Origin of the sequence: uncultured Draconibacterium sp., from assembly GCF_913060805.1 — a bacterium.
Classification (GTDB): Bacteria; Bacteroidota; Bacteroidia; order Bacteroidales; family Prolixibacteraceae; genus Draconibacterium.
In genome coordinates this window covers 32,252-52,852 of sequence record NZ_CAJXTC010000036.1, presented here as the reverse complement: position 1 = coordinate 52,852, position 20,601 = coordinate 32,252, and the positions used below count along the sequence as shown (strand labels likewise).

The 20,601-nt window shown below is 41.4% G+C and carries 21 protein-coding genes; 12 read left to right on the top strand and 9 right to left on the bottom strand.

Translation table 11 applies throughout. From position 1 onward, the window contains the following. The first annotated feature begins 27 nt into the window (after positions 1 to 27). The 10 genes from panD (at position 28) to QZ576_RS18295 (ending at position 7,981) form a co-directional block, all read left to right on the top strand. Entirely contained in the window at positions 28 to 378 is a 351-nt protein-coding gene (gene panD, locus QZ576_RS18340; protein ID WP_038556664.1) for an aspartate 1-decarboxylase, read from the top strand. 134 nt (positions 379 to 512) lie between these two features. Then, complete coding sequence (gene rfaE2 / locus QZ576_RS18335) at positions 513 to 992, top strand: D-glycero-beta-D-manno-heptose 1-phosphate adenylyltransferase (RefSeq protein ID WP_297099730.1); 480 nt, start codon at positions 513 to 515, stop codon at positions 990 to 992. A 63-nt stretch (positions 993 to 1,055) separates the two neighbouring features. Next, positions 1,056 to 1,430 carry an endonuclease domain-containing protein gene (locus QZ576_RS18330; protein WP_297099728.1) on the top strand — a complete coding sequence of 125 codons (375 nt, stop codon included), beginning with the start codon at positions 1,056 to 1,058 and terminating at the stop codon, positions 1,428 to 1,430. Between the two features lie 159 nt (positions 1,431 to 1,589). Continuing rightward, the gene (gene radA, locus QZ576_RS18325; RefSeq protein WP_297099726.1) at positions 1,590 to 2,948 is read left to right on the top strand and encodes a DNA repair protein RadA; all 1,359 of its coding nucleotides are present in this window, start codon (positions 1,590 to 1,592) and stop codon (positions 2,946 to 2,948) included. A gap of 250 nt (positions 2,949 to 3,198) precedes the next feature. Next, on the top strand, positions 3,199 to 3,582 hold the full coding sequence (locus tag QZ576_RS18320) for a DUF4296 domain-containing protein (protein WP_297099724.1): 384 nt from the start codon (positions 3,199 to 3,201) through the stop codon (positions 3,580 to 3,582). 11 nt (positions 3,583 to 3,593) lie between these two features. Beyond that, positions 3,594 to 4,784 carry a TatD family hydrolase gene (locus tag QZ576_RS18315; protein WP_297099722.1) on the top strand — a complete coding sequence of 397 codons (1,191 nt, stop codon included), beginning with the start codon at positions 3,594 to 3,596 and terminating at the stop codon, positions 4,782 to 4,784. 53 nt (positions 4,785 to 4,837) lie between these two features. Continuing rightward, positions 4,838 to 5,854, top strand: coding sequence for a tRNA dihydrouridine synthase DusB (gene dusB / locus QZ576_RS18310; RefSeq protein ID WP_297099720.1), 1,017 nt, complete (start codon positions 4,838 to 4,840; stop codon positions 5,852 to 5,854). 5 nt (positions 5,855 to 5,859) lie between these two features. Continuing rightward, positions 5,860 to 6,240 (top strand): DUF1232 domain-containing protein, encoded by a 381-nt coding sequence (locus QZ576_RS18305; protein WP_297099718.1) that lies wholly within the window; start codon positions 5,860 to 5,862, stop codon positions 6,238 to 6,240. A 287-nt stretch (positions 6,241 to 6,527) separates the two neighbouring features. Next, positions 6,528 to 7,274 carry a sulfite exporter TauE/SafE family protein gene (locus tag QZ576_RS18300; protein ID WP_297099716.1) on the top strand — a complete coding sequence of 249 codons (747 nt, stop codon included), beginning with the start codon at positions 6,528 to 6,530 and terminating at the stop codon, positions 7,272 to 7,274. Continuing rightward, positions 7,274 to 7,981, top strand: a complete 708-nt coding sequence (locus QZ576_RS18295; RefSeq protein WP_297099715.1) for a class I SAM-dependent methyltransferase — start codon at positions 7,274 to 7,276, stop codon at positions 7,979 to 7,981. Before QZ576_RS18300 ends, QZ576_RS18295 begins: the two co-directional genes overlap by 1 nt. 83 nt (positions 7,982 to 8,064) lie before the next feature. Here the strand turns inward: QZ576_RS18295 and QZ576_RS18290 are convergent, their stop codons facing one another. Beyond that, positions 8,065 to 9,354 carry a hypothetical protein gene (locus QZ576_RS18290; protein WP_297099714.1) on the bottom strand — a complete coding sequence of 430 codons (1,290 nt, stop codon included), beginning with the start codon at positions 9,352 to 9,354 and terminating at the stop codon, positions 8,065 to 8,067. Between the two features lie 146 nt (positions 9,355 to 9,500). On the opposite strand from QZ576_RS18290, the gene QZ576_RS18285 reads away from it, so the two are divergent. Beyond that, entirely contained in the window at positions 9,501 to 9,932 is a 432-nt protein-coding gene (locus QZ576_RS18285; RefSeq protein ID WP_297099711.1) for an FKBP-type peptidyl-prolyl cis-trans isomerase, read from the top strand. Positions 9,933 to 9,934: 2 nt separating this feature from the next. Here the strand turns inward: QZ576_RS18285 and QZ576_RS18280 are convergent, their stop codons facing one another. The 4 genes from QZ576_RS18280 to QZ576_RS18265 form a co-directional block, all read right to left on the bottom strand. Next, positions 9,935 to 10,552: a MarC family protein gene (locus QZ576_RS18280; protein WP_297099709.1), complete on the bottom strand. Its 618-nt coding sequence runs from the start codon at positions 10,550 to 10,552 to the stop codon at positions 9,935 to 9,937. Positions 10,553 to 10,777: 225 nt separating this feature from the next. Next, positions 10,778 to 11,248 carry a hypothetical protein gene (locus QZ576_RS18275; protein ID WP_297099707.1) on the bottom strand — a complete coding sequence of 157 codons (471 nt, stop codon included), beginning with the start codon at positions 11,246 to 11,248 and terminating at the stop codon, positions 10,778 to 10,780. A gap of 163 nt (positions 11,249 to 11,411) precedes the next feature. After that, entirely contained in the window at positions 11,412 to 12,041 is a 630-nt protein-coding gene (locus QZ576_RS18270; protein WP_297099705.1) for a DUF4145 domain-containing protein, read from the bottom strand. 10 nt (positions 12,042 to 12,051) lie between these two features. Beyond that, a complete protein-coding gene (locus QZ576_RS18265; protein WP_297099704.1) occupies positions 12,052 to 12,804 on the bottom strand; it encodes a DUF6602 domain-containing protein in 753 nt (250 codons plus the stop codon). Between the two features lie 666 nt (positions 12,805 to 13,470). Between QZ576_RS18265 and QZ576_RS18260 the strand changes: the two genes are divergently transcribed. Beyond that, positions 13,471 to 14,211: a DUF6261 family protein gene (locus QZ576_RS18260; protein WP_297099702.1), complete on the top strand. Its 741-nt coding sequence runs from the start codon at positions 13,471 to 13,473 to the stop codon at positions 14,209 to 14,211. Positions 14,212 to 14,441: 230 nt separating this feature from the next. Here QZ576_RS18260 and QZ576_RS18255 read toward each other — a convergent pair whose 3' ends face one another. From QZ576_RS18255 to lptC, 4 genes are all read right to left on the bottom strand, one after another. After that, the gene (locus QZ576_RS18255) at positions 14,442 to 15,722 is read right to left on the bottom strand and encodes a cytidylate kinase family protein (RefSeq protein WP_297099701.1); all 1,281 of its coding nucleotides are present in this window, start codon (positions 15,720 to 15,722) and stop codon (positions 14,442 to 14,444) included. A gap of 647 nt (positions 15,723 to 16,369) precedes the next feature. After that, positions 16,370 to 18,493, bottom strand: coding sequence for a peptidylprolyl isomerase (locus QZ576_RS18250; protein WP_297099700.1), 2,124 nt, complete (start codon positions 18,491 to 18,493; stop codon positions 16,370 to 16,372). 164 nt (positions 18,494 to 18,657) lie between these two features. Continuing rightward, on the bottom strand, positions 18,658 to 19,923 hold the full coding sequence (locus QZ576_RS18245) for a hemolysin family protein (RefSeq protein WP_297099699.1): 1,266 nt from the start codon (positions 19,921 to 19,923) through the stop codon (positions 18,658 to 18,660). A gap of 6 nt (positions 19,924 to 19,929) precedes the next feature. Continuing rightward, positions 19,930 to 20,598 (bottom strand): LPS export ABC transporter periplasmic protein LptC, encoded by a 669-nt coding sequence (gene lptC / locus QZ576_RS18240; RefSeq protein WP_297099697.1) that lies wholly within the window; start codon positions 20,596 to 20,598, stop codon positions 19,930 to 19,932. Positions 20,599 to 20,601 lie beyond the last annotated feature (3 nt).

Here is a 20,601-nt window from a genome sequence, read left to right as displayed (position 1 = left end):
TTTTTTAAGACCGAAATAAGCATAGTTATGCAAATTGAAGTTTGTAAATCGAAAATACACAAGGTTACCGTTACCGAGGCGAACCTACAATATGTTGGAAGTATTACCATCGACGAAGATTTGATGGATGCGGCAAACCTTATCGAGAACGAAAAAGTTCAGGTTGTTAATATTAACAACGGCGAGCGCCTGGAGACTTATGTAATCAGGGGCGAGCGCGGAACGGGTACAATCTGTTTGAACGGCCCGGCTGCACGTAAAGTAGCTGTTGGCGATGTGGTAATTATCATTTCGTACGCTTTAATGGATTTCGAGGAAGCCAAAACATTTAAGCCAAGTTTGATCTTCCCTGATATCGAAACGAATACTGTAGTATAAAATACATTTCTATAGATATGTAAACCTCGTAGTTTTAACTGCGAGGTTTTTTTTATGCGCTACCGTTTCAAAGCCATCGCGATTTCGTACCGATAAACAGGAATTATTCACTATTTTTAGCCTTTATGAATCTCATGTTTAAATCAAAGATTTTTAAGGATTTTGAATCGCTTCGTCCCTTGCTTGAAATCTGGAAAGGAAGCAACAACACTATCGTTTTTACCAACGGTTGTTTCGATCTTATTCATAACGGGCACGTTGATTCGCTGCACAAATCGGCAGCATTTGGCACCAAACTGATCGTTGGACTTAACTCCGATACGTCGGTGAAATTATTAAAAGGCGATAAACGCCCCATTATAAACGAGCAGGCTCGCGCCGAAGTGTTGGCTGCTTTCGGCTGTGTTGACGCAGTAATTCTTTTTGATGAAGAAACGCCGGCCGAAATCATTGCAAAAATCATCCCCGATGTTTTGGTAAAAGGTGCGCAATACGAAATTCATGAAATTGCGGGCCACGATACCGTCCTGAACAACGGCGGAAAGGTGGAAACACTGGAGTTAATTGAAGGAATTTCTACCAGCGAAATTATTGAACGAATTAAAAAGCTTTGAGAAATTATAGGCGCTCCTTAAACTTTAGATTAAAGTAACCACGGCGAAATATAAAAGCTAACGATGTCTGACAAACCCAATGCAAGAGAACGGGCAAGAATTTTACGACGTAACATGACCAGGGAAGAAACCAAACTTTGGCAGAAATTACGTGGAAGAAAGTTTTTTGGACTTAAGTTTCTACGACAGCATCCCATAACATACGATGTTGTAAACAACGAACGCAAATATTTCATTCCTGATTTTTATTGTGCAGAAAAAGCCGTAATAATTGAAATTGATGGAATAATTCATCAGTTTCAAAAAGAAAAGGATAGGCGTAGAGACGAAATATTAGAGGAAATGGGATTTAGGATTCTAAGGATTCGTAATGAAGAATTTATTGATATTTTTAACGTTTTAGAAAAGATTGAGAATTTTATATTTTACTCACCCTGATTGTAACAAGTTACAATCTATCCCTCTCTGCAAGCAAAGAGGGAATGAGCCGGTGGTTTGATGACAATTCGTACTGATTAAGAGCAGACTATCGTCCCTCTTTTTGTTAAGAGAGGGACAAGAGGGTGAGTCCCAAAATTAATTCAAAAATAATTCCGAATGGCAAAAACAAAAACCATATACACCTGTCAGAATTGCGGTGCACAATCGCCCAAATGGCTGGGTAAATGTTCCGCCTGCAACGAGTGGAACACTTATGTTGAGGAGATTGTAGAAAAGAAACAATCTACCGGAAAACTTTCGGTGCAGATTTCGGGGAACCAACCCATTACGCTCGAAAATATCGAAATGGCCAGAACCCAGCGTATTTCTGTGGGGATTGAAGAATTTAACCGTGTCTTGGGCGGCGGAATCGTTCCCGGTTCGCTGATACTTTTAGGTGGCGATCCCGGAATTGGAAAATCAACACTGGCGCTTCAACTGGCATTGGGGTTAAATGGGAAAAAGATCCTGTACATTTCGGGCGAAGAAAGTTTGCAGCAGATAAAACTGCGCGCCGAGCGTTTAAGCAATGCACAAAGCAACTGTCTGTTTTTAAGTGAAACATCGCTGGAACATATTATCGCCCAAGGCGAACAGGCAAAACCGGAGTTGCTGATCATCGATTCTATTCAAACCATTTCAACCGAACTCATTGAGTCATCACCAGGTTCAGTTGGGCAGGTTCGCGAGTGTACATCCGCTATTTTGAAATTTGCGAAGAAAAATCATATTGCCGTTGTGCTGATCGGGCACATTACAAAAGAAGGTAGCCTTGCCGGACCAAAAGTTCTGGAACACATGGTCGACACCGTTTTGCAGTTTGAAGGCGACACCAATTACATGTACCGCATTTTGCGCTCCAACAAAAACCGTTTTGGCTCTACCAACGAGCTTGGCATTTTTGAAATGCGCAGCGATGGTTTACGCGAGATCACCAATCCATCGGAGCAATTGATATCAAAAGTAAGCGACGATGTGAGCGGTACTGCCATTGCTGCAACCATCGAAGGTGTGCGGCCTTTCCTGATCGAGATTCAGGCACTGGTAAGTTCGGCAGCTTATGGAACTCCACAGCGTTCGTCAACCGGTTTTGACTTACGACGTTTGAACATGCTTTTGGCCGTTCTGGAAAAACGCGCCGGTTTTAAACTCATTGCAAAAGACGTTTTCCTGAATATTGCCGGCGGACTAAAAATCAATGATCCGGCAACCGATTTGGCGGTTATTTGCTCCATTCTTTCGTCGAATATCGACATTGCCATAAACCACAAAATATGTTTTGCCGGCGAGGTTGGATTAACCGGAGAAATACGTGCCGTAAGCCGCATCGAGCAACGTATTGCCGAAGCTGCCAAACTGGGATTCTCGCGCATTTATGTACCAACACTGAACAAAGGTTTCGATGCCTCGAAATTTAAAATCGATATTGTAAAAGTAAGCCGGGTAGAAGAAGTATTTAAAACTATTTTCGCATAAAAGTAATTTCTCGCAGATGGCGCAGAATTACGCAGAAAAATATTTCAGCTCGCTATTAAATCAGCGAAATTGTTGAGGAACGATCGTCACCCTGAACTTGATTCAGGGTCTATATTGTTAGATGCTGAATCCGTCAGCTGACGGACAGCATGACATTCTAAAGGCAATAAAATTAAAACGTCACACAAATAAGCTTTTTTAACGACCTTTTTTTGATAATCGATTTAACTATTTATAATTTGGCAGCCAAATGAAAAATGCCTTTCTGATACTAATTATTGCTGTATTCGCATTCAGTGCGTGCGAAAACGAGATTATGCCCAAACCCGAGCATTTGATCAAGGAAAAGAAAATGATCAACATGCTGGTTGACGTGCACCTGGCCGATGCAACTTTTAACCATTTAAGGTACGATTCGGCGATGCAGCATAGCCGCACAGAAAATTTTTACTATTCGGTTTTGGACAAATACGAAGTTCCTGATTCGGTATTTGAGCAATCACTGGTTTACTACGAAAGTTTCCCTAAAGATTTCGAGAAAATGTACCGCAAAGTGATGAGCCGCCTGAGTGAATTGGAGCAGGAACGTTCAGGTCGGAAAGAGGAATTGCTGAAATTTGAAGAAGAGGAATAATTAACTGCAAGGTGAGAAAAATCGCCGCCACATACGTCTTCCCCGGAACAACTTCGCCAATAAAAAACGGAATTTTAGTTTGCGACGATGAAGGAACAGTTATCGACATTTTGGATCGTGGTGATTCATTTCGCGAAGAAGCCGGAGTGGAATTTTACAGCGGCATTTTAACGCCCGGATTTGTAAACGCCCATTGCCATTTAGAATTTTCGCACCTCCACAACAAAATAGAAAAACACGCTGGTTTTAGCGGATTTCTGGAAAAAATCAATCGCTTAAGAGATGAGCCTGCAAACAAGGAAAAGGCCATGCAAATTGCCGACCGAAAAATGTGGGCAGCAGGAATTGCGGCTGTTGGCGATGTTTCCAACTCCGATCTTTCGCTTTCGGTAAAACAAAAAAGCAGAAACTACTACCATACTTTTGTTGAGGCTTTTGGATTTCATCCGTCGCGCGCGGAGCGGGCTTTTAACAAAGCTGCAGAAGTGCTTGAATCGTTTCAAAAAGCTGATCTTTCTGCCTCCATCGTTCCGCATTCGCCGTATTCGGTATCTCAGGATTTGTTTGAAAAGGTGCTAAATGAAGCTCGGAAAAACGGAGGGCCATTCTCCATTCACAACCAGGAAAGCAGAGCGGAAACAGAACTATTTTTATCGGGAGAAGGAGATATTGCCAGGCATTTCACCAATAATTTAAAGCTGGATGCGACACACTTTAAACCCACCGGAAAATCGTCGCTGCAGTCCATTCTTCCATTTCTGCCAAAAGAAAATCAACTTTTGCTGATACATAACACACAAACAAAAAAGCAGGATATCGAAGTATTAAAACAGTATCGCGATCTTGCAAAAACCTATTTTGTATTGTGTCCAAACTCCAACCTTTACATTGAAAACGAACTGCCTCCTATCGATCTTTTCAGGGATGAAAAGCTGCAGATCTGTTTGGGAACCGACAGCCTGGCATCGAATACCGAACTTTCTATTCTGCAGGAGATGCTTACCGTTCAGCAAAATTTCCCGGAAACTTCTCTCGAAGAATTACTTTCGTGGGCCTGCCTAAACGGAGCAAAAGCATTAAATATCGATGACACTTTTGGAACATTTGAAAAAGGCAAAAAACCCGGTGTAAACCTGATTACCGGCATCGATTTCAAAACAATGAAATTGACCTCGAATGCAAAAGTTAAACGACTGATTTAAACCAAATTCGATCCCAAATATTTTTGGTTATTTTTGCAGCAATTTTCAGAGGAATGATGAGGATTGGAAATATAGAATTGGAGGGCACTCCCCTTTTTCTGGCACCGATGGAAGATGTCACCTACAAGTCGTTTAGGATGATGTGCAAAAAATTTGGTGCCGATGTAATGTACACCGAATTTGTATCGTCGGAGGCACTGGTGCGCGATATAGAGAAGACCAAACAAAAAATGCACTTGTTTGAATTCGATCGCCCGGTAGCCATTCAGATCTATGGACACAATATCGATTCGATGGTGCGTGCAGCACAGGTTGCCGAAGAATTTGAGCCTGATTTTATCGACATCAATTATGGTTGCCCCATGAAAAAGATCGTGCGACACGGTGCGGGGTCGGCAATGTTGAAAGACGTGGACAAAATGCAGAAAATGACTGCCGAAATTGTGAAAGCAGTCAAAACTCCGGTTACTGCAAAAACACGACTGGGCTGGTCGGCCGGGAATCTCCCCATTGTTGAAGTGGCCGAACGATTGCAGGATGCCGGGATTCAGGCGCTGGCCATCCACGGACGTACACGCGAACAGCTGTACACCGGTGAAGCCGACTGGACCTTGATTGGCGAAGTAAAAAACAATCCTAAAATACAGATTCCCATCATTGGAAACGGCGACATCAACAGCGGTAAAAAAGCCAAACAATTGCTTGATGAAACGGGTGTTGATGCCTTGATGATCGGTCGTGGAGCCATTGGCCGGCCGTGGTTATTCCGCGAGGTAAAACATTACCTGCAAACCGGGGAAGAACTTCCACAACCAACCGTAAACGAAGTGGTAGAAGTTTTAAAGGAACAATTGCGGCTAAACCTCGAGTGGCGCGACAATGAACGCTCGGGTATTTTGATGATGCGCCGTCATTTTGCCAAATATTTCCCGGGATTACCGAATTTCAGGGAACTTAAAATTCAATTACTTCGTGCCGAAACAAACGACGATGTGCACGCCATCCTTGAAAAAATTACCGAACAATACGGTGCATTTCAGCTCGATTTTTCAACTGCCAGCTTAAAATAGAAACTATGTACGACAAGTATTCAAAATATTTCTCCGAACAATCGCTGTGGGACAAGCTCAAAAAGTTTGGCAAAACTGCCGGAGCCAAGGTTGTTTATGCCGTTTTGCTATTGTACTACACTTTCGAAGACAAAGGCGTTGGCTTAAAAACCAAACTCAGCATCGCAGCCGCATTGGGTTATTTTATTCTACCCACCGACGCCATAGTTGACCTGACCCCCATCATTGGTTTCAGCGACGACCTGGGCGTTTTGCTTTTTACACTATCGGCAGTTGCAGGCAGTATCACCCCCGAAATTAAAGCCAAAGCACGCGAAAAACTCAACGAATGGTTTGGCGAAATCGACCCCAAAGAACTTCAGGACATCGATAAAAAGACTTTTTAAGACTTTTTTACAAGCACGTTAACAGAGGTTAAACTACTGCTTTTATGAAAGTTATGGCATGCGCTTTGCATATATCTAAAAAGCTACATATTTAATAAGTAGCATGTTTTTAAATTGAGTGATTGAAAGTGAGGCTTAGGCCTTGAACATGGTTTTTGTTTTTTGTTTTTTGAGGAGGTACGATCTACCTTCGAATTGTTAGCTAGACTGGTCCCGCTCCCGCGGGACCTTTTCTTTTCTGCCCTGTTCCATATTTATTATTACATTAGCAACTTATCTTTTTTGCTATGCTCGAACTTGACTTCTCTACGCTTCAGTGGATTTTATTAGCGGTGTGTGGCATGCTGATTGGCATGTCGAAAGTTGGCGTTCCCGGCGTTTCAATGCTGGTTGTTCCTGCGCTGGCACTCATTTTTGGAGGAAAAGCCTCCACCGGAATTTTACTACCAATGTTAATGATGGCCGATCTTTTTGGCGTTGGTTATTACCACCGTCATGCCGAATGGAAATACCTGTGGAAACTACTTCCGTGGGCTTTTGTAGGAATTGGCATTGCGCTGTGGGTTGGCGAAGTGGTAAACGATACCTGGTTTAAAAATATAATCGCCATTTTGGTATTTCTGTGTATTGGCCTTATGCTTTGGCGCGACCGCAAAAAAGGACAAAACCTGTTCCCCGACACCTGGTGGTTCTCTGCAATGATGGGTATTTTAGGAGGTTTCGCTACAATGATCGGTAATGTGGCCGGTCCTATTTTTGCCATTTACCTGCTGGCCATGCATTTGCCAAAAAACAGTTTCATTGGTACCGGAGCCTGGTTCTTCCTGATCGTTAATTTTTCGAAATTTCCCTTGCATATTTTCGTGTGGAAAACCATTAACTGGAATACACTCACGCTCGACCTGATGCTTTTACCGGCCATCGCGATCGGTGCTTTTGCCGGAATAAAACTGGTACAAAAAATATCAGATAAACTCTACCGAACCGCTGTAATAATCGTAACCGCCCTGTCGGCATTTTTACTCTTGATCTGATGGAACAACTACACCAATTTTTTCAGGACAAAACAGTCAGCACCCTTTTGGATGTTGGCACCGGAACCGGGAGTTTTATTTCGGTTTTAAAGGAGACGTTCAGTGATACGAAATTCACCGGAATCGATCCGGACAAAACATCGCTTGAAGAGGCTACAAAAATGCATCCCGATGTGCAATGTATGAAAATGACCGGCGAAAAACTGGATTTTCCGGATTCCACTTTCGATGCTGCAAGTATTTCGATGGCGATGCACCACTTGCCGGATGTTCAGCAAACTTTCAACGAAATGAAACGTGTGGTAAAACCGGGTGGTTGGATTATTGTAAACGAGCTTTTTAGCGATAACCTGAATCCGGCACAGGAAGTGCACAAAAGCATGCATCATTTTCGTAGTACAGTTGATCGCCTGAAAGGAGTTTGCCACAAAGAAACATTCACCCGCGCCGAAATTCTGGAGCAGGTTGAAAAAGCAGGATTGGAAATTTGCGTAGCCTTTAACAATGAAAAAGATCGCGTAGAACCAACGCCTGAAGAAATTGCTGAGCGAAAAGAAAAGCTAACCGAAATGCTCGGCCAAATTGAAGACAAGCCGGAATACCACGATATGAAAAAGCAAATTCCTGAAATAGAAAAAGCCTTGAAACAACATGGATTTCAAATGGCAACACGCGTGGTTGTAATTGCGACAGTGAAGAAAGATTGATGCAGATTGAATGAGATTGATGTAGATTTTCGACTTCAAAAACAATCAGCCCGCAACTCGAATCTCGAATCTCGTAGCTAACTCTACAGCCTGTTATTCACAATATTATTATAGATTGAACCAAACTGCACACGGATTCCCACGTTAGCTCCTACTTCGAAAGCTGAAGGCAGCTGCACCTTATTCAGCAACAAATCTTCCAACGAAATTTCACCTTTAGGCAGATAAATCTGGTCGTGTACATTCTCAACCGTAAAACCCATTCGCACCGAAAGCCCGCGAATAATACGAACCGACAAATCGGTATCGAAAGTAATCCGGTTTTTGGTCCAGTCGTGCATATAATTTGTAGCATTTAATCCGGCTTTTACTTCGCCCCAGGTTTGCACAATCTGCAAATCCAATCGCAACGACTGCTCCCAAAGGCTTTCTTCCATTTTGTCGTATATCGATTCCTCGTAATATTTCATCCACTCGGGACCAATATAATAGGCAATGGTAAACACTTTTCGGTCCGATACGTCCCATGGAAAAATATTATACTCCACTGCAGGTTTTACCGACATCGAGTATTTGGTATTGCGGTAATTGCTGTTGGAAAAACTTCCGAACAAACCTGTCGACCAACGCGATGTTAAACTTTTTACCGCACTCGACGAGGCATACGTTGAAGTGTTATCCGAACGGTACTCTTCTCCGTCGGAAGTGTATTTCTGTGTATTTACCGAGCGACGTGCGTTATTCCTTATCCTGATTTCTTCGGTAACCTTATCAGCACGCGCATTAAACGAATAGTTATAATTCTTTTTGCTTTCTTCGAGATTCACACGGCCGCTAACATCACCTCTAAAAGTCCAGTTGTGCCACGGATCTTCCACAAGCTCTACTTGTCCGGGTTCTGCGTCGCCACGGTAACGGAAACTCAGCTGATCCGATGCTTTTGTCTGGCTTACAAAAGGCATTAATCCTAACGAAAGTGCATCTTTCAGTTTCTGACGTTCCTCTTCGTTTGTATCGTCGGCAAGTGTAGTGCAGGTTATGGTAAAATCGCTAAAATTCTCGAACGTAAGGTTGTTGTACATCAGCGAATAAACCATACCACCCGAACCGCTCACCCGGTTATTTATAATGATGTGTACATCGGCAACGGCCGGATCGTTCACAAAATCGGCAAAACGCATATTGCGGCGCATGTAGTCCATGTCGAGCCGAACGCCTTCGATGTAAACCTTAATTTTGGAATCGCGTTTGTTGTACGACAACGATCCACGACTTTTTATCCGAACGTCTTTCTCCGGATTATCGGCAGCCGAAACGCTACTAAATGCAAAACAAATTAAAAGTGAAAAAATGGTGAGACAGCGCAGTATCATTTTAGTCCTCCTTATCGGGTTCAAGTTGGTTTAAAAGTAAATATGTATTAAAAGCAGCCCAAATATAGAACTTCAGCCGCAAAATTTAAAACTTACTTTCTGATTTTCATTTACTTTGTATTAGTTCTTAATAATGAAAGAGTAACATGGCACGCAGAGAGAAAAAAGCACGTAGTAAAGGATCGGCCGGAAACAACCGGAAATCGGGTGAAGATTTTTTGCAAAACAACAAACAAAAAACCGGTGTTTTAGAAACCGCCAGTGGTTTGCAATATTCAATTGTTGATGAACAGCAAGGACCAAAACCCGGGCTTTTTGATACGGTTAAAATACATCAGCGCGCCTTACTGCTCGACGGCAAAATACTGGAAGATACCTACCGCCAAAACCAGCCCGACGAAGTTAAAATAGAAGAACTTATCGAGGGACTACAGGAAGGATTACCCATGATGAGCGTGGGGAGCCGTTATAAATTCTGGGTGCCTGCCGACCTGGCCTGGGGACGAAAAGGAACGGGTAATAAAATTCCGCCAAATGCAGTTTTGAGTTTTGATATTCGTTTGGTGGAGATTTGCTGAGATTAACTCCAATGCAAATTCAACCACGATTTTACACCGGCCATAATCATTTCAATGGCTACCGAACCAACAAAAAGGGCGGTAATACGTCCGGCTAAATCAAAGTAGCGCTCAATTAGTTCTTCGCGTTTTTGACGGATTACATCGTGCAGAAATTTCAAAAACACCAAAACCAGAATACACAGCATAACCGCTACAATAATAGATGCGCACGAGATTAAAATATCGTTACGTTTACCAATAACCACACTGGCACTAATGGTTCCCGGACCAATTAAAACCGGCATGGCAATGGCTCCGGCAATGTGTTTCGATTCGCCGCGTAATATCTCGATGGCAGTAGGCCCGCGAAAAACAAACTGCAGACCAATGAGCAGGAAAACAATACCTCCGAACAACTGGAACGAGGCAAAACGAATTTGAAATACATCGGAGAAAATCCGGTCGCCCAGCACAGCGAAACTGCAGAAAGCAACACACGAAATAAGTCCTGCACGAACTAATACCCGCCTGAACTGCTTATTATCGAGCTTTTGAACAATGTCGATTAAATAAACGATTACCAAAAACGGATTTAATAAAACGAGTAATAACAGTATCGATCTTGTAAATTCATTCATGATTTTCCCGGGTATTTTTGCGTTTTTTCAGTCTTTGCCTTTTCTGTTTTTATAGCTATCGCGATAAATATAAAAATACAAATCTGGAATGCAATAGCTTTCAAACATCAATTCCTGCGAATTGTTCTTTGGCGAGAATGATGCACAAAAAAGCGAAAGGGTGTGTGTTGTTTATAGTTCGATTATGGGTGCTCGCCCGGCAAGAAACACCTGTTCTATTACGCCTTACTGAGCACGGTAACTAATATTTTTGTCTTCCGACAGCTCAGCAAGTATTTTTTTAATCTCGCCTTGGGTATCAAACGCAAGGTCCGTCAGGTCAATTTTCAAATTGGTGTCGTCGGTTTTTTTGATTGTTAATTGGTGGTATTTAAAGTCGATAAATTGTATGTCGCTCAAATAAACGGTTTCTTCCTTTTTATTGAATTGGGCTTTTATCGAAATCAGCTCGTTGTTGATTAAAATAAAAGCTTTACCAAACAAAGCATTGATGTTGTATCCATAACCGCTATAGATATGAAATATTCCATTGAGCATAAAAACGATGGAATACCCCCAGTCGAACACTCTTATTTTTTCATCTTCAGCGATTCTTATAAAAAGCCATGCCCCTGCAAAAACGATAAATAGTATCCCGAGAACTATTCTAAAAGTTGTTTTCTTTTGTTTGGCTAACAGGTCTTTTTTTAATTCCATAATTTGATTTGGGTTTATTTTTATTCAACGGTGGTGGTATGAGGTCGTGGCGGTCAGACGAGAGTCTGACCAGTCCGACCGAAACTGAGGTTGGGACGAGATTCGACTTGTCGAATCCGCACGAACCCAGCCATGCCTTATACCACGTGTTAGCACCAGTTTTTTATTTCCCATCTCTGTCATTTATGCCTTTCATTTTATCTTTTGGCAATCCAGTATAGATGCCACTAACTTTTTTAGGTAAGGCTATCATGTATTCAATAATTATATTAACTAAATCAAAAAGTTGTCCAACAGTTTCTTGACTATCAGTATCAATCTGTCCAGGATGAACAGCATCATTTCCAGTCACTCTCACTATGTCAAGTGATTGCTGAACGATTTCCGGCAAACCTTTTTTCACGAGATTCCCAATATCTTTATTAATATTCTTTCCTTCTTCTCCAAGTTCTTTTGTTAACACTTGAATTGATAAACGAAGGAGTGCTGCCGCTCCTCTTGGAGACTTAATATGAATTGCAGAGGCTTCCATATATAATCTTAATACTGGTTCTGGCATTTCAGGATTAGGAAACGGAGCATTTCCGTTGTCTGGGTAAAACATCGTGTTTTTAACCCAAATAGTGTTTTTATTACAATGGTCACAAGTTCCAATTCGTAAAATGTGTTCTTCTGGATTGTGATTTACTTGATTGCCATCCCATCTACGATACCACCAATTTTGTTTTGATATTGTCCCACAATGTGGGCAAGTAAAGGACTTGGCATAAACAGTAGGTTGAATATATTTCATATGATTTAGTTTAAAATCGTTTTCTAACTTCAATTGACTTATCTATAGGAAACCAAAGATTACTATTTTCGATTACAGACGTTCCTCCAATCCAGTCCATTAGGTTGGAAATAAAAAATGAAAATGAAAGCTCTTTAATTTTATAAAGGTAATGCGGTGGATTGCCATCAATATGTTCATGTTCCCAAAATTTGTAAAACCAATCTTGATTAAGGGAAATATGATTAACTCCGAAATATTGTCTATTTGATTCTGTTTCTAACTCATCCCAAGGATTTTTAATATTATTTGAAATTGTATCAACATTACCAATAGTCGATTCGTAAGAAAAAATTCCATTAAATAGTGACTTTGTCTTATCTGTTCTTGCATCAAAAATGAACTTGCCATTTTCATTTGCTTTTTTTACAATTTGTTCTAGTCCTTGATTTGTGGCATTTGCTTTTACCTCGATTATACCTAAAACAGAGTCGGCGGTAAGAATAACAAAATCATTGTCCCTAAATAGTATAGGAAATGAAGTATCATATATTATTAAATCAATTTGTTTTGAAGGTTGGTGATTACCTCTTTGTCTGGTTTGCCTAACAATAAAGCCAGTCCCTATTTTAAATTTCTCAGGAAGAAATCTTTGAATCATCGTTTTGATTACAGCTTCTTGATGTCGACCATCTTCACCCCAATGATTTACTAAGTTTCTAACCCTGTCTTTAATTGCTAGAAGTTCTTTTGTTGTAGATTTATGAAATTCGATTGTATCCATTTTAGTTCTGTTAAAATTGGTGCTAACTAGTTTATATGTAAGGAAAAACCGTACAATACACCCAAATACCGGAATTATTATCAGGTTTAGGCCTACAATATCTAATTTTATAAATGTTACTTGCAGTTGTTATTTCAGGGCGCGTATTCACGGTTTAAATCTTTGGTGCAATAAATCTAATTATAATTTTTAGTTTTCAGGGAGTTAGGTGGTAAAAACTATTAACATAAAATGTTTCCCGCCAAATGTAGGCAAGAAAAAAAACGTTGAGATGGAGCTCTACAGCTGTCAAGACCCAAAAAAAGTTTCAAAATTTAACCTGACAGCTGTCGGCAAGTAAATAAAATTTCAAAATAGATAATTTCTGCTGTCGACATGCAAAGAAACTTCTGATTTTCAACTCGACAGCCATCGACATGCAAATACGCTTTCAGGATACACCTCGACAACCGTCGAGGTAAAAATTAACTTTCAAAAAGAAGCTCGACAGCTGTCGGGATAAAAACCAATTATCAGGATGATTGTCGACGGCCGTCGGAAAAAGAAAAATCAGCAAACTCTTATATCGACAATGTTTATAATAAAAAAATTATGCCAACCATTGACTTTTTGAACCAATGACCGTAAATTGCATACTTATTCTCTTAACCTTTAAATAGTTTAATCATGTTAGAAAAAATTCGTTACTCCTATTTCACATTGGCAGCATTAACTGCTTTGGTTCAAAAAATCGTTACACTAATAAGTACAAAACTTCCCGAAAGCCAGATGATTATTGCTCTGCTTGCCCGTTTTCAGCCCCAGGTTGAAACCGCTCTGCAGGCCATTGGCAGCACTACCAAACAACCACTTACCGAAATTGTAACAGCAGCCGATTTGCGCCGCGATAACACCTATCGCTCGTTGCGCGACCACATTAAAGCCGGACTTCAACGCCAAAACGAAGCCTACCGCACTGCCTGCGAAACGCTTTGGTCTGAGTTTGTGAAAAATGATCTGAAATTATATAATATGGCCCGCGATAAACAAACCGCAGCCACCGAAAGTTTGCTCGCCGATTTGCGCAAACCAGAAAATGCCCCCCACCTAATAACAACTAACACTAACGATTGGGTTACCGAGTTAGATACCGACAACCAGGCTTATGTGGCCGCAGCCACACAACGCAGTGCTGCCCGCTCGGTTGACGACACCGTACACGATGCAGAGGCCTTTAAAGACCTGAAAACATCGCTAGACCTGCTGGAAAATATTCTGAATACCATGACGGTAATGGACGATCAGCGCGGTATCGACGAGGTAGTGGCCGAAGTATCGCAATACATTAGCGAAGCCAATGCTGCGGCTAAACAAAGCCAAAGTAACGGCGGCGATAACGAAGAAGAAAATAACGACGACACGGAATAAACAAAAATATTTTGCTTGCCGGCAAATAATTGTGAGGTTAACCGGTCTGCCCTATTTGGGTGGGTCGGTTTTTTTATTGATGCCGGCGACATCGCGTATCTATAGCCCAATCATTCGTATATCCTATTCGACTCCGACGGAGTCGTATTCTTTTCATAACATGTTTCTTATAAATGTTTGAATCCTCCTAATTCTCCTCTGCCCCTCTTTGCAACCAGGGGCAGCTGTGTCTATTTGCTTTTCCGCTCAATAGCCGATACAATGGTATCAACAATTGTATCGGTATCCATTAACGAGCTGTTTACCGTAAGATCGTAGTTGGCAGCGTCGCGCCAGTTTTTACCGGTAAAATGTAAACAGTAATTGCCGCGCTCGCGATCTGTTTTCTCCAACTCGTGATCGGTTACATCGGCATGAACACCGTATTCTTCCGTAATTTTATTTTTCCGATAGTCCTTATCGGCATGAATAAAAACGTTAAAACACTTCCGGTTTTCCTTTAATATAAAGTTGGCACAGCGGCCCACAATTACACACGGTTCTTTTGCGGCAATATCGCGTATAATTTTACTCTGCACCAGGAACAAACTGTCGAGCGGTGGTTGTTTTTCGTTTACATAGGCATAATTCTGCTCGTACAATTCGAACAAAAGCGAGTGAGCCAATTTCTGCTCATTCCGGCTGATGTATTCGCTGGTAAAACCACTTTGTTCGGCGGTGAGGGCAATCAGGTTTTTATCATAAAAAGCAATACCAAGCCGCTCTGCCAGTCGTTTTCCAATTTCGTGTCCGCCACTACCGTATTCGCGCGAGATAGTTATAACCAGATTCTCTTTTGTATGCTCGCCCACTTCTGCTTTAGTTTCTTTTACGCTTAACCAATCATCGATAAACTGCAGTTTCCGGCTATAGAATTTAGCAATAAAACCTACCAAAATGGCAGCTACAACTGTTCCCTCGCGAATTCCCAGCAGCTGATGCAGAAAAACGAAAGAACTAATAATTCCGAGAACAACCATGGCACTGTCGACACCGATTTTTGCTTTCCCAAATTCCTTTTTAAACGTATCGGCTATTGCCATTGCCAGTCCTTCGCCCGGCAGGTAAGTAATTTTGGCTTTCACCTCAAGAAAAACACCAAAAGCTAAAATCACACAACTCAACAAACACCAAAATGCTTTTAAAACGTAATTGGTGGCAGTTAAAAACGAAAGCATGTTCATGGCCAAATCGATAAACAAGCCAAAGGCAAACACAACCGGCAACTGAACCAGCTGGAATAAACGGTAGTTTTTGCGCAAAACAACCATTTGCAGCAGCATAATGAAAATATTAAAAACAATGGTTAGCTGGCCGAGGGTATAAGGCATTTTAATACTGTAAACGTAGGGGATACATGAGATTGGAGATACGCCCAAATCGGCTTTAACCGATAAGGCAACGCCAAAAGCCATTACAAAAAGACCAATACCGAATGTAATGATCCGGATTAAGAGTTTATTTTTTATCATTTCAAATTATTTAACGGAGAGGCAGGGGCTTAATATGGCTAACAAAATTAGCAAACTTTGGGGGTGGTTGTCCTCAACACCAGCTAATGTTAACTTGAAATAATATCGCAAAAGATTGCTCTTCCCGATTTGTTTTACTCTTGAGATTTACGCCATTTCGTAATCGGATACTTTGGTTCTGTTTCGTCCGGGAAAACGACTTCGCGTTGAATAACTTTCTTCGCCGGACGATTAACATTCTGCCATCATTGCCCGGGGCGTCGTAATTCAAGGAATTACTTTGCCCCGGGCTAAATTACGACGCACTTTCAGCGCTATTAGTATTTAAAAAATCCAGCCTAAAAGGGGCGCTATCCAATAACCACTGCGATGCGCCGGGTTAAGACGAAAGGCAGATCTCGGCCAGCAATAAAAATTCATCTAAGCACGATCAAACCCGTACCGGGTTTTTATCCGGTATTTTCCGCCGTTGTTACTACAATCTAATCCGTACCGGATTAGCTGGCATGGATTAAAGAACGCAGTAGGCGTTCGATTATAATAGCAATGTTGCAAACATTGCAGACAACCCGGTACGGGTTGGATAAATTCCAACAAAAAAGCCGCTCCAAATGGAACGGCTTTTAATATCGTTGTGCGATAATCTACTAATAGAATTTCGCTCTTTTGTCTTCAATTTCTACCGAGTTGCGGTATACATTAAATACTTCCGAACCTACGCGGTAAGTATTTGTTTGTGCCAAACGCATTTTCTCAGCAGCTACGTCGACACCGGCACCTTCGTTTACCGAAGTTGGCATTACAACGTAAACACCGTTGTTTCCGGCAATTGGAGCTGATACCTGGTCAACTGCAAGTGCACCAACAGTACCAATTACTGCAGGCTCTAAACCGATTCCGGGAACCGAGAAAGAGTTAAAGTTAATGGCATTTGCTGTTTTAACTTCAGTATCAAGAGTGGCAGCAGCGGCAGCTAAATCAGCGCCGTTTAAGGCAGCTTTTGCTTTCTCTACCAACACTTCAGCTTTTTTCTCTTTAGTTACTGCTAACTCAACACGTGCTTTTACGTTATCGAAAGGAGCAATTCCTTTTGGAGTTTCGCTTGCTAAAATGGCAACCACAAAGTTGTCGCCAAGTTCAAAAATACGCGAATCCTGGTTGTTGGTCAGAATATCGTTAACGTCGGCTTCGTAAGCAGCTCTTACCAGCGGACGAGCATCTTCCAATCCAACGATTGTACGTTGATTTTCGCTAACATTTGCCACACGTTTTGTAAGACCTTGTTCGCTTACGGCAGTGTTAAATGCTTCGGCAGTTGGATTTTCACCTACAAACTGACTGGCTTTTGCATATACATTCTGGTAAGTTCTTGTGCTTGGCTCAACGTTGCGGGTAAGGTAAGCAACCTGTACCTGACGAGTCAATTTTCCGCGCTTGGTAGTTTGTACCAGGTGCAATCCGAATTGCGATGCAACAATTGTTACACTGTCAGTAGTGTTGTTAAATGCTGCATTTTCGAAAGGTTTCACCATTTGACCACGCTGGAACCAACCTAAATCTCCACCGTTGATTGCAGAACCCTGATCAGAAGAATTGGTACGTGCCAGCTCAGCGAAATCAGCTCCGTTTTCAATCATTGTTTTCAAGCTGTCGGCCAATTGCTGTGCAGCAATCAACTCGGCTTGAGTAGTTACCTGTAACAAAATATGACGAGCCTCAACCGAGTCGGGCATCATTTCCGATTTGTACAATTTTACCAAAGTGAAAGTTTCGGCTTCTTTGTACGGACCGTAAACAGAACCAACTTCAGCACCTTCGTCGTAAATCCAGTTACCAACAGCTTCCGGAAGGTCGTCTTTTTTGTCCCAAACATCGTTAAAGCTAATGTCTGAGTTGGTATCAACAAACTGAATAGTGTTTTCAGTTTCTTCAAAATCCGATTTAATATCAGTGATCCACTCTTCAGCTTCAGCAAAATCTCTTTCCGATGGTTCTACCGGATAAGCGATGTATTCAATTCTTCTGCTGGCTTCCGATTCGTAATCTTCTTTGTGAGCGTTATAATAATCTCTCAGATCAGTTTCAGTAACAGTAACTTCATCGTCGGCAACAGTGCTGTGTGGCAAAGCGATGTAATCGAAATTAACCGATTTGTTTCCGGCAGTTGCGCTTGCTTCAGCCTGTTCGCTGGTAATGTACATACCTTTTGCTACCATATTGGTGTATTTGCCCTGAGTGCGCTCTTCAACAATTTGTTGCTCGATGTTTAACCACGATGCGCGGTCTTCAGGAGATACAGCACCGGTTTCCATACCTTTAAGGAAACGAACCACTGCAGTACGATCGAACTGACCGGTTTGCGGGTTGCTGAATATCTGGCGAACAATTTGGTGTGGGTTTGATCCCTGGAGCATGTCGAATAACTCGTCTGAACTAACTTCAATTCCAAGATCGTCGTAAGCTTCGCCCATTACGATCTCGGCAATTTTACGTTGCCAGGCTTGCTCGCGTACTTGTGCCCAGGTATTATCATCTAACTGATTTTGCCCGTAGTTTTGTTTGAAAATCTCCCCTAATTCTTCTACCTCTTGCTGAAATTCAGGATATTGAATTGACTCACCGTCAATTACTCCAACTTCTAAGCGGTTTCTCTGAAACATCGACGAACCTCCTTGTAACAAATCGCCAAGGATGAATGCTGCCAATGATAAACCGATTACAATTGCTACCAACAATCCTGCTTTCGTTCTAATGTTTTGTAACGTTGCCATTGATTTACAGTTATTTTTTGTCTAAAATCGTTTGAATTTTTCGAGCTACGAAGATAATAATTTTAACTGTTTTACCTCCAATATCGAATATTTTTTGCCCACGCGGGTAAGAACCTGAGAAATATCAGATTTTCAGCACATTAACTACAACGTGTTTTATGAATTTAATCCTCGAGAAGCTTGAGTTTTACCAATTCGATTTTCGTATTGGTTGCCTTTAGGATTTTAAACTGGAATTTTTCGATTTTTATCACCGAGTTCACTTTCGGAATACTTTCGTAGTTGTAAAGAATAAATCCGGCAAGTGTCTCAAACTCTTCATTCTCCGGCAGATCGAGAAAATACTTTTCATTTAGCATATCGATCTCGGCACGTGCAGAAAAAATAAACTCGGTGTCGCTTATTTTCTTCTCAACAATATCTTTTACGTCGTGCTCGTCTTCAATTTCGCCAAAAATTTCTTCCAGAATATCTTCGCTGGTTACCATTCCGGCTGTTCCGCCAAATTCGTCGACAACAATTGCAATGCTGCGATGCTCCTGAATAAAAGTACTCAGCAATTTATTTGCCGGCATGGTTTCGGGCACAATCAACACATTTTTTATAAACGGATCGATGGTTTGCGGATTTTTAAACAACATGGAAGAGTGCACATATCCAATTATATTATCGATGCTTTCGCTAAAAATCAGAATTCGTGAATAACCGGTTTCTACAAACTTTTGCCGCAGATCGGCAATCGATGTACCGATTTCCATCATTTCCATTTCGGTACGTGGAATCATTACCTCGCGCAATTTTATTTTCGAAAAATCGAGCGCATTTTTAAACAGCTTGATCTCGGTTTCAACCAGCTCGGTATGTTCGGTACTTGTTCGGTCGTTCTCTTTAATAAACTCGTCAAGGTCAATCCTGCGGAACACCTTGTTTTTATCTTCGTTGCCGGGTTCGGTATTAAAAACATTCCGCAACAGAAAATTGGTAATGCCCATCGAGAAACGTGTTATCGGGAAAAATACCACATAAAAAAAGGCCAGTGGCAAGGCAAAAACATTAAGCAACGAATTGGGGAAAATGCGAAATAATGTTTTGGGTAAAAACTCGGCCAACAGTAAAATTACAAACGTTGAGATTACTGTTTGCAGGAGTAAAACCACTGATTCGGACTGAATAGAACTGAGCAGAACCGGCTCGAGAACTGCAGCAAAAGCAATACCATAAACTACCAGCGCAATGTTGTTTCCAACCAACATTGTTGCAATGTACTGACCGCCATTTCGGGTTAAAAACTTGAGTAATTTTGAGCTAAACGGATCAGATTGTTTGTCGAGCTCGAGGCGCAGTTTATTCGCTGAAACAAAAGCAATCTCCATTCCTGAAAAAAAGGCCGAGAGAATGATCGTTATCAGAATCAGCAAATATGGGTTCATATGTAGCTAGTTAAAGTTTACAGCTTGTTTTGGTGGTGTTGTTGATATAACCGGATCGTTAGTTTCGGCTTTGGCCGGTTGAATGTTACTATCGGTTTGTTCGGGCCGGTTTTTATTATCTACCTCCACATAAATAACGCCTTTCGGATTTTTAATCTTCCAGTTTTGCATATTCTGGTCCGACGTTAATCCTGTTCCGGTAATAATTTTGTCAGCGCTAATAATCTTCACATATTCTTCGGTGAAGATCGTTTCGTTTTTTTCGTCCCAAATCAGGTGCTCGGTTTTTAGCGAGTCGCCTTTTTCGTTGGTAACGATTACATTATTTTTGGCTTCCCACTTTTCCTCTTTTATAAATTCCTTGGCGTAATCGGCCTCAATACTGGAGGTAATTTTGTGGTTCTCGTCGTATTTAATCAGTAATAAACCTTCGGGGAACTCGTGAAAAGTTTTGCCATCGTTTTCGAAGCGAAGTAATTTTGGGGCTTTAAGCGAAAAGCGAACCGTACCTGAATCGGTGGAGATAGTTTCGAAATTTGTTGCCTCTAAAATCGGCAAGTTTTCGGGGGAACTAAAAGCTTTTATCTTGTCAATGTCGTTTTTCTGACAAGCAAAGAAAAGTATTGCAGTTCCCAACACGGGAACTGCAATACGAGTCAATTTTATTAGTTGCAATAT